We start from the raw sequence: 13,029 nt of genomic DNA, 5'->3' as shown, positions 1-13,029 counted from the left end.
AAACCTCTGCGGCATGCGAAAAGTGCTACTGACGACGAGCCTCGCGGTCGTCGCGACGATCACCGCCGTCGTGCCCGCGCAGGCCATCCGCGGCGGTGTCGAAGCGCCCGCGCCGTACGCGTTCTCGGGTTCGCTGCAGCGGCCCGACTCCCCGCGCGACGACGGTCACACCTGCGGCGTCACGTTGATCGCCCCGAGCTGGGCCGTCACCGCGGGCCACTGCACCAAGAACAACCCCAGCGGTGCGCAGGTCGGCAGGCCGAAGGACTGGACGGTCCGCCTCGGCACCACCGACGCGGGCAGCGGTGGCGAGGTGATCGCCGTCGAACGGTTCATCACCTACTCGCCGTACCCGGTCCACGAAGGCGATGTCGGACTGCTGAAGCTGAAGAAACCCGCGAAGACCAAGCCCGTCGCACTGCCGTCGGCCCGGCCGGCCGAGGGCACGCGGGTGCGGATCCTGGGCTGGGGCATGACCTGCGACCGGCGGGCGCCCGAGTGTTATCCGAAGAAGCTGCGCGAGGCGGACACCGTGATGCAGCCCGTGCAGGCCTGCGACGGCATCCACGCCGAACGCGAGCTCTGCGTCGGGGCGCTCGACGGCAGCGTCGCCGCGACCAACATGGACTCCGGCGGGCCGGGGCTCGTCCGCGACGGCGACGGCTGGCTGATCGCCGGGGTGGTGAGCGGCTCCGGAGGTGACGACCGGCCGGTGATGTACACGGATCTCAGCTACTTCAAGGCGTGGATCAACGACGTCGTCACGGGCAAGATCGACCCGCCGGACACCCCGGTGCCGAACCTCGAAGGCGGCGCGATCGTCGGCGGTGTCTGCTCGGCGTCCGTGGTCAGGACCGATCGCACGCGGCCCGGCGACCCGGCGCTCCTGCTCACCAACGGCCACTGCGTCCCGCAACGCCCGGCCCCCGGCCAGACGCTGACGGACGTGCCCGTCGACGTCCCGGTGACCATCGGCGACCGGCAGGGCTACCCGCAGGCCAAGGCCAGGACCACCACGCTGGTCCACGCCACCATGACCGGCACCGACACCGCGCTCTACCGCCTGGACCAGACCTACGCCCAGCTCCGCGCGAAGGGCGTGAAGATCTTCCGGCTGGCCGGCCGTTCCGCCAGGCCGGGCGAGCAGGTCGACATCGTCTCGGCGGGCAACGGCGACCGCTTCCGGTGCACGATCGAAGCTGTCGTGCCGCACCTGCGCGAAGAGGGCTACACGCAGGACGACGCCTACCGGTACGACCCGGAGTGCAAGCCCTCGCACGGCGGTTCGGGTTCACCGATCGTGCTGCGCGACGGCGTCACGGTCGTCGGCGTGCACAGCACCGGCAACGACAACGGCGAGCAGTGCACGGCCAACAACCCGTGCGAGGTCGCGGCGGACGGCACGGTGTCGGTGCACCAGGGCGTCCGCTACGGCTCACGCATCTAGTCCAGAGCGGCGGTGTGGCGGAGCTGTTCGGGCGTCGGGTCCGCCACCAGCACGCTCAGCGCGGCCGCGAACCGGTCGAACCGGCGGTCGAACTCGGCCAGCTCGCGCGACGGTTCCGCCACCAGCGCCGCCCGTCCCGCCCTGGGCACGGCGGTCGCCAGCGCGTCCCGCAGCGGCTGAGCCCGGCGCAGCGCCACGAGCAACGTCCACAGCCGCTGCTCGACCAGCGCCACCTGCACCGGGTCACCGGTCACCCGCAGGAAGTCCGAGCGCACCGCCGTGGCCCGGCGGCGCTGGTCAGGACACGTGAAGTCGGTCGACCGGACCACCTGCGCGTCGGGCGCCGACCGGGCGAGCGACTCCTCCGACCGGAACCGGCGCACCGGCACCGTCCCCGCCGGGTCCCACATCCACCAGAACGTCATCCGACCAGGTCGTCCGCGTCGACGATCTTGTACGCGTAGCCCTGCTCGGCCAGGAACCGCTGCCGGTGCGCCGCGTACTCGGTGTCGAGCGTGTCCCGCGCGACGACCGAGTAGAAGTGCGCCTGCCGCCCGTCACCCTTGGGACGCAGGATCCGGCCGAGCCGCTGGGCCTCCTCCTGACGCGAGCCGAACGTGCCCGACACCTGGATGGCCACCGACGCCTCCGGCAGGTCGATGGAGAAGTTCGCGACCTTCGACACGACGAGCGTGCGCAGCTCACCGCGGCGGAACTGGTCGAACAGCTCCTCGCGCTCCTTGTTCTTCGTCGATCCCTTGATCACCGGCGCCCCCAGCTCCTCACCCAGCTCGTCGAGCTGCTCCAGATAAGCACCGATCACCAGAGCCGGCTCGTCGGGATGCTGGTCGAGCACCCTTCTGACCACCGGGATCTTGGTCCGCGCGGTCGAGCAGAGCTTGTAGCGCTCCTCCGGCTCGGCCGTCGCGTACTGCAGCCGCTCGTTGTCCGTCAGCGTCACGCGGACCTCGGTGCACTCGGCGGGCGCGATCCAGCCCTGCGCCTCGATGTCGCGCCACGGCACGTCGTACCGCTTGGGGCCGATCAACGAGAAGACGTCGCCCTCCTGCCCGTCCTCGCGCACCAAGGTCGCCGTCAGCCCCAGGCGGCGACGGCTCTGCAGGTCGGCGGTCATCCGGAACACCGGCGCGGGCAGCAGGTGGACCTCGTCGTAGACGATCAGGCCCCAGTCGCGCGAGTCGAACAGCTCCAGGTGCTTGTACTCGCCCTTCGACTTGCGGGTGATCACCTGGTAGGTCGCGATCGTGACCGGCCGGATCTCCTTGCGCTCACCGGAGTACTCGCCGATCTCGTCCTCGGTCAGCGACGTCCGCGCGATCAGCTCCCGCTTCCACTGCCGGCCCGCCACGGTGTTGGTGACCAGGATCAACGTGGTCGCCTGCGCCTCGGCCATCGCCGCCGCGCCCACGAGCGTCTTGCCCGCGCCGCACGGCAGCACGACGACCCCGGAGCCACCCGCCCAGAACGCCTGCGCCGCGAGCCGCTGGTAGTCGCGCAGCTTCCAGTCGTTCTCCTCCAGCTCGATCGGGTGCGCCTCGCCGTCGACGTACCCGGCGTGGTCCTCGGCCGGCCAGCCGACCTTGAGCAGCAGCTGCTTGAGCCGGCCGCGCTCGCTGGGGTGCACGACGACCGTGTCGTCGTCGATCCGCGCCCCGAACATCGGCGCGATCTTCTTGTTGCGCAGCACCTCCTCGAGCACCGCGCGGTCGTTCGAGCTGAGCACCAGGCCGTGCGCCGGGTTGTTGGTGAGCACGAGCCTGCCGAACCGGCTCATCGTGTCGACCACGTCCACCAGCAACGGCTGCGGCACCGGGTAGCGGCTGAACCGCACCAGTGCGTCCACCACCTGCTCGGCGTCGTGCCCGGCCGCGCGGGCGTTCCACAAGGCCAGCGGCGTCACGCGGTACGTGTGCACGTGCTCGGGCGCGCGCTCCAGCTCGGCGAACGGCGCGATCGAGGTCCGCGCGTCGTCCGCGAGCGGGTGGTCGACCTCGAGCAGCAGCGTCTTGTCCGACTGGACGATCAGGGGGCCATCGGTCACGCGTACAAGTCTCCCTGACGACGCCAAATGCGTTCGACCTGCGTCAACTGGCGACGAGAAGTGAGAGGCGACACACCCAGCCAACACGCCGTGTCGTACGTTCTCGCGCATGAGCACCGAGTCGACTGATCCCGTCGAGCCACCGGCCGCGGTGGAACCGGCGGCCGCGGAGGCCGAGCCCGTCGAGGCCGAGCCCGCGGCTGAGGCCGAGGCCGAGGCCCCGGCCGTGACCGCAGCGGAGACCGAGACCGACGAGTCGCCCAAGAAGAACAACTGGCTGAAGCCCGTCATCGTGGCCGTGCTGGCGGTCGTGCTGATCGGTGGCGGCGTGTGGGCGTTCACCGCCCTCAACGGCACCAAGGTCGGCGACTGCGTCAGCGCCTCGCCGAAGGACGTCGACAAGCCGGACGGCGAGTGGAACGTCTCGTCGCAGAGCTGCGGCGACGCGAAGGCCACGCACCGGGTCGCCAAGGTGCTGAAGAGCTCCGACGAGCCGTGCCCGGACGAGGGCATCTACGAGCCGGTCAAGTCCGGCGGCGACTCGATGTGCCTGATGCCGAACCTCGCCGAGGGCAACTGCTACACCTCCGGTGACGACGGCGCCTTCAAGAAGGAGGCGTGCACCACCGAGTCGCCGGTGAAGATCGTGAAGAAGGTCGACGGCCTGCCGGAGGAGGGCAAGACGTGCCCGGAGGGCTCCAGCGAGCTGCGCTTCAGCGAACCGGCCTCGGTCTACTGCATGGGTGTGCACGAGGGCTCTTGATCGTCCTGATCGGGTGAACTCGGTTGAGTTGATCATCGACTGACGCCGATACCCAGGCCATGAAGAAGGTCGGCCTGGGTATCGCCGTTGTTCTCGCGCTCGTCCTGCTCGGCGGGATCGTGCTGAACCAGCTCGGCGACGTGGCCACGGCGGCACGGGTGGGCGACTGCGCGCGCATCTCCGGCTCGCACGACAACCCGAAGTACCAGGCCCTCGACTGCGCCTCGGAGAAGGCGACCGTCAAGATCGCCAAGATCCTGCCGTGGAACGAGCAGCGGTGCCCGTCCGGCGGCATGGACTACTCGACGTTCACGGGCGAGTCCACGCTCTGCCTCATGCCGAACTTCGTCGAGGGCGCCTGCTACGGCCAGGACCCGGACAGCGGCATCGCCAAGGTCGACTGCGCCACCAAGGACTCGGTGAAGGTCGCCAAGGTGCTCAGCGGCAAGACCGACCGCGCGGCCTGCGGAGACGCCCGCGCGGCGGTCTTCCCCGAACCCGCCGTCACGTTCTGCCTCGAACGCGGCAGCAAGCAGTGATCTCGCGGTAAGTGCCCGCCGCCGAGCGTCCGCGTGGGATTCTCTGCGGCGTGATGAACGAGGAGGCCGTGCCCAGGACGAGCCTGGGCAAGCGGGTGCTGACCTACGCGGCGACGGTGATCGTCGCCGCGATCGCGATCTACGGCCTCTCCGAGTTCCTGACCCCGGTGCAACCGCCGAAGCAGGGTGCCTGCGCGTTCCTCACCGGCAACCCGAAGGACGGCCGCTACCAGGCCGTCGAGTGCGACGCCTCCACCGCGAACTTCGTGGCGCTGGGCACGGTCGCGAAGTCGGCGGCGTGCCCCGACGCGAGCGCGTGGGACTGGGTGCCCTCGCGGGGCATCGACCCGAACGTCCGGTTCTGCTTCGCCCCGCTCTACGCGGAGGGCGAGTGCTACCGCGACGCCAGGTCCGGCTACGACCTCACCACCGCCGACTGCGCCGACCAGAACGCGTTCCGGGTGAACAAGATCAGCAGGGACGTGCCGGCGCCCGCCTGCGGGCCGGGGGAGAAGACCCTCGCCTACCCCGCGGTGAAGCTGACCTACTGCCTCGGTCGCCGATAGCGATCGCCCGACTACCAAGCGGCCGTAACGTTTCCGTAAAGCCCCGGCGGATTCCTCGCCTGCGTGGCAACCTCATCCTCCGGCCGTGCCGGGGGGCGTGGGCTGTTCGGCGCAGGCGTGCGCACGCGAATGGACCGGCCTGTCAGGCATCCCGAAACCGGAGCCCGTCCCGACGGCTCCGGTTTCGCCGTCTTTCGCAAGTCCCATCGGAGAGGAATCCAGTGACCACCCCCAACTACCCGCAGCAGCCAGGGCCGTACGGCCCGCCTCCCGGTGGGCAGCCGCAGCAGCCGTACGGTCAGCAGCCCAACCCGTACGCGCCGCCGCAGGGACAGCCGGGTCAGCCCGGCCCGTACGGTCCGCCTCCCGGTGACCCGTACGGCCCGCCGCCCGGCGGTCAGATGCCGCCCGGCCAGCCCATGCCGTACGCGCCGCCGCCCAAGAAGAGCGGCGCCGGCAAGGCCATCGGCTCGATCGTCGGCATCGTCGTGCTGGTGGGCGTCGGCATCCTGGTGAAGGTCCTGATCAGCGGTGGCCTGAGCGCCATCACCGAGCCGTCGGCCAAGGCGGGCGACTGCGCGAGCGTCACGGGCACGACGATCAGCCCGAAGTACAAGAAGGTCGACTGCGGTGCGGCGGAGGCGAACTACTTCGTCGCCAAGGCCTCGAACAACACCTCGGAGGCCTGCCCCAGCCAGGACTACGCCGAGTACACCGAGAAGGGCCGCCGCGGCTCCGGCATGAAGCTCTGCCTCGTCGAGAAGCTCGAGGAGGGCAAGTGCTACGAGGAGGAGCTCGTCAAGATCAACATGGAGGGCATGAAGGTCGTCGACTGCTCGAAGGGCGCCAACGAGGTCGTCGTCCAGAAGGTCGTCAAGATCGAAAAGATGGTCAAGGCCGCGACCGCCGAATGCGGTGAGGCGACCGCCGTTTCGTACGCGGAACCGGCGCCGGGAATCACCTACTGCGTGTCGGCCGTGTCCGGGAAGTGAAAAAAGGCGGGCCGCCGAAAAAACGGCCCGCCTTTTTCATGTCCGGTGACAGCTAATTCGTGGTGCCCGGCGGCAACAGCTGCTGCACGTCGAGACGGCCGGACAGCACGTCCTCGGTGTCCATCATGTCGGCGACCCGCTGGAGCCGGATCGGGTTCAGCGACAGCGGGAACGTGCCCACGGACACGAGCGCCGCGGTCGGCTGGTCGACGTCCGCGTAGCTGGTCAGCGAGTCCTGCACGGCCAGCTTGTTGGCCTGCGCGCGCTGCTGGGCCTCGCGGAGCACGTCGCGGAACACCTTGAGCGTCTTGGGGTTCGCCTCGGCGAACTTCTTCGACGACGCGTAGCCGGACATCGGGAAGTCCAGTGTCGGGCCGCGCGCGGTGTCGGTGAGGATCTTCGCGCCGATGTCGCGCTGCGCCTTCGTGATGAACGGTTCGATCATGAACGCCGCGTCGACCTGGCCCGCCTTCAGCGCGGTCGCCATGTCGGCGAACGGCATCGGCTTGAACCTGATCTTGCCCTTCTCGACCGCGGCCGTGTCCAGCACGGCACGCGTGGTCAGCGCGCCGATGTCGGTCTCGCTGTTCACCGCGATGGTCGGGTTCGGCTTCTTGCCGGGGTCGTCGTAGTCCGACGTCGCGGACGTGACCAGTGCCATCGAGTTCGGGCCTGCCTGGTAGGCCTCGCCCTGCAGCTGCAGCTCGGTGCCCTCGGCAACGGAGCGGAAGAGGCTGACGTGCGTGGCCCACGTGATGTCCAGCGTGGTGTCCAGCTGCTTGATGGCCTCGGCCTCGCTGGGTTGCGTGACCAGGTTGACCTGCAAGCCGGCCTTCTCGAACAGCTTCTCGGTCAGCGCGATCCGCAGCGGGGCGACGTCGACGACCGGCAGCACGCCGATGCGCAGGATGTTGCGCTCCACGTCCGCAGTGCCGCTGTTCGACGAACTTCCGAACACGCTGCAGCTCGCGGTCAGAACACACGTGATGAGCACTGCGACAAGTCGCAGAGCTTTGGCTCGGGTAGCCATGGCACCTCTCGCCGGTAGGCCTTGAGTAGCATCGAGTTGATCAGTGAGTGTCGCCACAGGCCAGGTGGTCCGCTGTCCGAACTGCGCGTTCGGACGGACATGAGGCATGCCGACGACCGGGGATGTTAACCACCTGAACGTATGAAAGGACACCCCATCTCGATACGGTGAGTGCTTCTGGAGACTTCCCCCGAGGAGGGGGTGGCCATTACGCTCCCCGCCGGGTGGCACAGGTCGTAGTAGACCGACGTGTCTTCAGACGGGGTAGGTCGCCTCACCGGGCGAACAACCTCTGTGCTGCAATTCGGCCCGTTTGACGAGTCCATGCTCGGTCCTGGGGAGAGACCGGGACACTGCTGCTGGAAGAGGAAGCCCAGAGTGGCCCGACGTGAGAGAGGTCCCAGCCAGTTTGGCGTGGGTGACACCACACGCTCCGAAAGGCCCGAATCGGGTGACGGACTGGCTGCGCTGGGTGACGGCACGATGAATGTGACACCGAACGCGGTGAAAGCAGACGTCGCGGCCGGACCCGGTTCAGGACCTGCCCGGTCTGCGGGGTGGCGGCTGCGCAACTGGCGGTTGCGGACCAAGCTGCTAGCCGTTCTGCTCATCCCGACGGTCTGTGCGCTCGTCCTGGGTGGTCTGCGCGTGCGCACCGACCTCCAGGCGGCGACGGAGCTCAACAACCTCGCGAACCAGATCCGCCTGGAGACCGCGGTCGCGGACCTGGTGCAGCAGCTTCAGCGCGAGCGCGACCTGTCGGTCAGCTACGTCGCGTCGAACAAGAAGGTCGACCGGGTCGTCCTGGAGCGCCAGCTGCGCCGGGTGAACGACACCAGCGAGGCCTTCAGCAACAAGATCGCCGAACTGAGCTCCGACCTGAACCCGGCGGCCGTCGAACGCTTCCAGGTCGCGTTCAACCAGCTCAACCGCCTGAACAGCCTCCGCAACTCGGTGCGCGACACGCAGTACCCCGCCGAGGCCGTCCAGCGCACCTACTCGGAGTCGATCGAGACGCTCATCAACCTCGGTGAGCAGACGATCTCCGAGATCAACGACCCCGAGCTGGTGCGACTGCACCTGACCACGAACGCCATCGCGCGGATCAAGGAGCAGGAGTCGCTCAAGCGGGCGATTCTGCTCGACGTCTTCCAGCGCAAGGCGTTCACGCCGTCCCAGCTGCGCGCCCTGCAGTCCGCCGACGCCGAGCTGGCGGCCGCCCGCAACGACTTCCGCAAGTCCGCGACGCCCGAACAGGCGAAGATCTACGACGACACCGTCACCGGTCTCATCGTCGACACCGCGAACGACATGCAGGAATCGGCGATCAACCAGCAGGCCGGCAAGAAGGACTTCACGCAGCTGACGTCCGAGAAGTGGGACATCGCCGCCACGCTGACGGTCAACCTGACCCGTGACGTCGAGAACCTGCTGGTCGAGCAGCTGCAGAACAAGACCGACAGCCTCGCCGGCGCCACCAGGACCCAGGCGTACCTCGCGTCCGCCCTGGTCCTCGCGTTCCTCGCGCTCGCGCTGGTGATGGCGCTGTTCGTCGCCCGCTCGATCCTCAACCCGCTGCGCACGCTGCGCCGCACCGCCCTCGACGTCGCCGACCACGGTCTCCCGGACGCGGTCGAGCGGATCCTCGCGGACCCGAACCCGGAGGACGCGGCCAAGACCGCCGTCGAGCCGGTGCCGGTGCACACGCGTGAAGAGGTCGGTCAGGTGGCGCGCGCGTTCGACGCGGTGCACGGTGAAGCGGTGCGACTGGCCGCCCAGCAGGCCCTCCTGCGTGACAACGTCAACGCGATGTTCGTCAACCTGTCGCGTCGTTCGCAGGCCCTGGTCGAACGCCAGCTGAACCTGATCGACCGGCTGGAGCAGGACGAGCAGGACCCGGACCAGCTGGCCTCGCTGTTCGAGCTGGACCACCTCGCCACCCGCATGCGCCGCAACTCGGAGAACCTGCTGGTTCTCTCGGGCACGGACCTCTCGCGGCGGCTCACCAGGCCCGTCCCGGCCGCCGAGGTCCTCGGCGCCGCGGTCTCCGAGGTCGAGCAGTACGCCCGCGTGCAGGTCGGCCAGACCCCGGACCTCACCGTCCAGGGCCGCGCGGTCAACGACCTCGTGCACCTCATCGCCGAGCTGCTGGACAACGCCACGGCGTTCTCCGACCCGGTCACCAAGGTCACCGTTCGCACGGCCAAGACCCGCAAGGGCGAGCTGGCGATCGAGATCCAGGACCGCGGCGTGGGCATGGGCGACCAGGAAATCCTCGACGCCAACGAGCGGCTGGCCGACCCGCCGGACGTCGACGTCGCGGTCTCCCGCCGAATGGGCCTGTACGTGGTCGCGCGGCTGGCCAAGCGCCACGACATCAAGGTCCGCCTGCGCGGCAACGAGGACATCGAGGGCGGCACGACCGCACTCGTCATCGTCCCGGAGACGCTCGTCGCGGCACCCGGTGCCGCGACCTCGACCCCTCCGTCCGGTTCCGGGTCGCTGGCCTCGGCGTTCGGCATGTCGGCGCCCGCGCAGACCGGCACCGAGCTCACCACCGAGATCGGCACGACGGCCACCAGGGCGAGCGGCATCGCGGGCGCGTTCGGCGGTGCCACCGGCGCCGTGCCGCGCATCGACGAGTCGAGCCCGAGCATCCCGGTCAGCTTCGTCCCGAGCCCGCTCACCGACACCGGTGCGGGCGCGACGGCGGTCCCCGTCTACAACGAGACGTCCGCCCACGACGAGGTTCCGGCGCAGGACTCGACGCCGTCCGAGCGGTGGCGGCGCGACCAGCTGGCGGCCGTGGAGCCGGAGGGCTCCTTCGGCGAACCGACCCTCTTCACGGCCTACGAGGACCGGCACGAAGAGGACGGCGAGATCTCCTTCGAGCCCGGCTACGAGACCACGCAGTTCGTGCCGATCCCCCCGATCGACGCGGAACCGGCCTCCAGCAACGGTGTCTCGCGGGCCCCGGTCGACACCGAGCTCGCGCACCGCAACGGCACCTCGGAGGCCTCCCGCAAGCAGGTCGAGCACGACCTGGACGCACCGACCGAGCGCCTGCCGATCTACGAGGCGGTGCTGTCGCAGTGGTTCCAGGCCGTCGGCAGCGAGACGTCCGCGTCCACGGCGGCGCCGGTCCCACCGGCCGCCGAGAGCCCGGAACCCGCGCAGGCCAACGGACGGGCCGAGTCCAGGCCGGGTGGCCTGGGCATGGACAAGGCGGACAAGTCCGGCGTCGACTACATCGACGAGCCGGTGACGACCCCTCCGCTCTCGGACGGGCCCGAGCCGGAACTGCCGACCCGCACCCCGAAGCCCGTCCCGGCGGTGGCACCCACCACCACGTCGGCAGCCGGCCTGCCCGTGCGCCAACCGCGCTCCAGGGTGAAGCAGGCGGTCGAGGAAGAAGTGACCGCACCCGCCGAGCAGGAGCGAGTTGTGGAACCGGAGCCCGTTGTGGAGGAGACTCCAGCGGCGGCACCCACTTCCGAGTCGGCTTGGCAATCGCCTGCCGACGAGGGATGGCAGGCGGCTCAGGCGTTGTTGAACAAGACGCCGGAGTCGAAGACAGCGGCAGGATTGCCGAAACGGACACCGAAGGCCCAACTCGTGCCAGGATCTGCGGCACCCAAGCCGCAGGCCGTGACACAGACCGCGCAGCGGCCCCCGCTGCCGCCACGCTCCGCTGACGCGGTGCGCGGACGGATGTCGAGCCTTCAGAGTGGTGTCCGGCGAGGCCGGCACGCATTGATCGAGGCATACGCTGGTGACCAGTCGAGCCGGCAGAACGAGGAGCAGGAGTGACGACCGCAGCGCAGCCAGGCAGCTTTGGTTGGCTTATCACCGACTTCGTGCGGAGGGTGCCCGGCGTGGCACATTCCGTCGTGGTGTCCGCGGACGGGCTGTTGCTCGCGGGGTCCCAGGGCCTGCCCAGGGACCGTGCAGAGCAGCTCTCCGCTGTCGCGTCCGGGCTGGTCAGCCTCACACAGGGTGCTGCCCGCTGCTTCGAGGCAGGCGGGGTCAACCAGACCGTGGTCGAGATGGAGCGGGGCTACCTGTTCCTCATGTCGATCAGTGACGGTTCGTGCCTCGCCGTCCTGGCGGCACCAAACTGTGACATCGGCCTGGTGGCCTACGAGATGACGCTTTTGGTGGAGAGAGTCGGTCAACAACTCACCCCTGAGCTGCGCGCGCAGCTTCAGGGCGTGGTCCGTCGCTAGACCTCACTGGCAGTTCAGGGGTGAGAAGAGATGGCTGGAAGATCTGGCGCTAGAGGCCGGGGCTTCGGTAGGAACTTCAACTACCAGGAGTGGGCCGCTGGTGGGTTCCAGTTCGACGAGCCTGACGCGATTCCCCAAGAACCAGAGGAAGCCGAGGACGCACCCCACGATGAGCGGGTTACAGGGCAAGGGCTAGGCGATATGTCTCAGCGTGAGGTGGATGACTCGTCGTCGTATCCGTACGACGACGTGCCGAACCGGTTCGACATCGACGGCTACGGCACCGGGTTGTTCGGTGGCCCCGGTGCGGACCTCTTCGGCCAGCACGAGATGCCGGATGCCGTACCGGAACAGCTGCCGTACACCACCGGCCCCCAGCCGGTGTACACCACCGGTGCACAGCCGGCGTACAGCACCGGTGCGCAGCCTGTGGTGCGTCCGGAGGAGAATTCTTCTGCGGACTCGGGTTCACTGGTGCGGCCTTACACGCGCACCGGTGGACGCACACGGCCCGACTACGACCTCGCCATCGAGGCGCTGATCTCGACGAGCGAGCGCGGCCTGGAACGGGACGCCGCGGTGCTTCCCGAGCACAGGTCGATCTGCGGGCTGTGTGTGGACACTCGGTCGGTGGCCGAGGTCGCGGCACTCCTACGCTTGCCTCTTGGCGTCGTGCGGGTGTTGATCGGCGACATGGCAAGCATGGGATTGGTTTTGATTCACCAGGGCGGTCTGGTCGTGGGGGACCGGCCTTCCATGGAATTCCTGGAGAGGGTGCTCAGTGGGCTTCGCAGGCTCTAGTCCCCAGGGCGCCGAGGGCGCACGGAAGCCGACGACCTCCGCCAAGATCGTGGTGGCGGGTGGCTTCGGTGTTGGCAAGACGACGTTCGTCGGCTCGGTGTCCGAGATCGTCCCGTTGACCACCGAGGCGGTGATGACCGAGGCCAGTGCGGGGGTGGACGACCTCTCCGCCACGCCGAACAAGGTCACCACGACGGTCGCGATGGACTTCGGCCGCGTGTCGCTCGACAGCGACCTGATCCTGTACCTCTTCGGTACGCCGGGTCAGCACCGGTTCTGGTTCATGTGGGACGACCTGGTGCGGGGTGCCATCGGCGCCATCGTGCTGGTCGACACCCGCAGGCTGGCGGACGCGTTCGCGTCGATCGACTTCTTCGACGACCGGCAGCTGCCGTACGTCGTGGGCGTCAACTGCTTCGACGGCCTCCTGCACCACAGGCTGGAGGACGTGCGTGAGGCGTTGACGATCGACGAGTCGGTGCCGATCGTGACGTGTGACGCCCGGAACCGGCAGTCGACGAAGCAGACGCTCATCACACTGGTGGAGCACGCGATGCGCCAGTGGATGTCCGTCCGCGCCGGCTGACACCCCTTCGCCGGGAC

12 protein-coding genes are annotated in these 13,029 nt (G+C 69.0%); 9 read left to right on the top strand and 3 right to left on the bottom strand.

What is annotated here, in order from left to right:
- Positions 1–13: 13 nt before the first annotated feature.
- The gene (locus tag ABZV40_RS29980) at positions 14–1,447 is read left to right on the top strand and encodes a trypsin-like serine protease (RefSeq protein WP_355448767.1); all 1,434 of its coding nucleotides are present in this window, start codon (positions 14–16) and stop codon (positions 1,445–1,447) included.
- On the opposite strand, the gene ABZV40_RS29975 is transcribed toward ABZV40_RS29980, so the two are convergent.
- Entirely contained in the window at positions 1,444–1,872 is a 429-nt protein-coding gene (locus tag ABZV40_RS29975) for a hypothetical protein (protein ID WP_355448764.1), read from the bottom strand. The genes ABZV40_RS29980 and ABZV40_RS29975 overlap by 4 nt on opposite strands.
- Positions 1,869–3,509 (bottom strand): DNA repair helicase XPB, encoded by a 1,641-nt coding sequence (locus tag ABZV40_RS29970; RefSeq protein ID WP_355448761.1) that lies wholly within the window; start codon positions 3,507–3,509, stop codon positions 1,869–1,871. Before ABZV40_RS29970 ends, ABZV40_RS29975 begins: the two co-directional genes overlap by 4 nt.
- Before the next feature lie 109 nt (positions 3,510–3,618).
- Between ABZV40_RS29970 and ABZV40_RS29965 the strand changes: the two genes are divergently transcribed.
- The 4 genes from ABZV40_RS29965 to ABZV40_RS29950 all read left to right on the top strand — a co-directional run bounded on the left by ABZV40_RS29965 (position 3,619) and on the right by ABZV40_RS29950 (position 6,369).
- On the top strand, positions 3,619–4,272 hold the full coding sequence (locus ABZV40_RS29965) for a hypothetical protein (RefSeq protein WP_355448758.1): 654 nt from the start codon (positions 3,619–3,621) through the stop codon (positions 4,270–4,272).
- 59 nt (positions 4,273–4,331) lie between these two features.
- A complete protein-coding gene (locus tag ABZV40_RS29960) occupies positions 4,332–4,811 on the top strand; it encodes a hypothetical protein (RefSeq protein WP_355448755.1) in 480 nt (159 codons plus the stop codon).
- A gap of 50 nt (positions 4,812–4,861) precedes the next feature.
- The gene (locus tag ABZV40_RS29955; protein WP_355448752.1) at positions 4,862–5,377 is read left to right on the top strand and encodes a hypothetical protein; all 516 of its coding nucleotides are present in this window, start codon (positions 4,862–4,864) and stop codon (positions 5,375–5,377) included.
- Positions 5,378–5,598: 221 nt separating this feature from the next.
- Positions 5,599–6,369: a hypothetical protein gene (locus tag ABZV40_RS29950; RefSeq protein WP_355448749.1), complete on the top strand. Its 771-nt coding sequence runs from the start codon at positions 5,599–5,601 to the stop codon at positions 6,367–6,369.
- 52 nt (positions 6,370–6,421) lie between these two features.
- Here ABZV40_RS29950 and ABZV40_RS29945 read toward each other — a convergent pair whose 3' ends face one another.
- On the bottom strand, positions 6,422–7,291 hold the full coding sequence (locus ABZV40_RS29945; RefSeq protein ID WP_355448746.1) for an ABC transporter substrate-binding protein: 870 nt from the start codon (positions 7,289–7,291) through the stop codon (positions 6,422–6,424).
- 591 nt (positions 7,292–7,882) lie between these two features.
- Here ABZV40_RS29945 and ABZV40_RS29940 point away from each other — a divergent pair.
- From ABZV40_RS29940 to ABZV40_RS29925, 4 genes are read left to right on the top strand one after another with little or no spacing between them, the layout of a single operon-like run.
- Positions 7,883–11,209 carry a nitrate- and nitrite sensing domain-containing protein gene (locus tag ABZV40_RS29940; RefSeq protein ID WP_355448743.1) on the top strand — a complete coding sequence of 1,109 codons (3,327 nt, stop codon included), beginning with the start codon at positions 7,883–7,885 and terminating at the stop codon, positions 11,207–11,209.
- Positions 11,206–11,625, top strand: coding sequence for a roadblock/LC7 domain-containing protein (locus ABZV40_RS29935; protein ID WP_030470879.1), 420 nt, complete (start codon positions 11,206–11,208; stop codon positions 11,623–11,625). The genes ABZV40_RS29940 and ABZV40_RS29935 overlap by 4 nt, the downstream gene beginning before the upstream one ends.
- Positions 11,626–11,655: 30 nt before the next feature.
- Positions 11,656–12,426, top strand: a complete 771-nt coding sequence (locus tag ABZV40_RS29930) for a DUF742 domain-containing protein (protein WP_355448740.1) — start codon at positions 11,656–11,658, stop codon at positions 12,424–12,426.
- The gene (locus ABZV40_RS29925; RefSeq protein ID WP_030470877.1) at positions 12,407–13,012 is read left to right on the top strand and encodes an ATP/GTP-binding protein; all 606 of its coding nucleotides are present in this window, start codon (positions 12,407–12,409) and stop codon (positions 13,010–13,012) included. The genes ABZV40_RS29930 and ABZV40_RS29925 overlap by 20 nt, the downstream gene beginning before the upstream one ends.
- The last annotated feature ends 17 nt before the right edge of the window (positions 13,013–13,029 follow it).

The organism is Lentzea sp. NPDC004782 (assembly GCF_040609115.1).
GTDB lineage: Bacteria > Actinomycetota > Actinomycetes > Mycobacteriales > Pseudonocardiaceae > Lentzea.
Note: the sequence above shows the minus strand (reverse complement) of the source record. Positions and strands in the feature narration are given on the sequence as shown.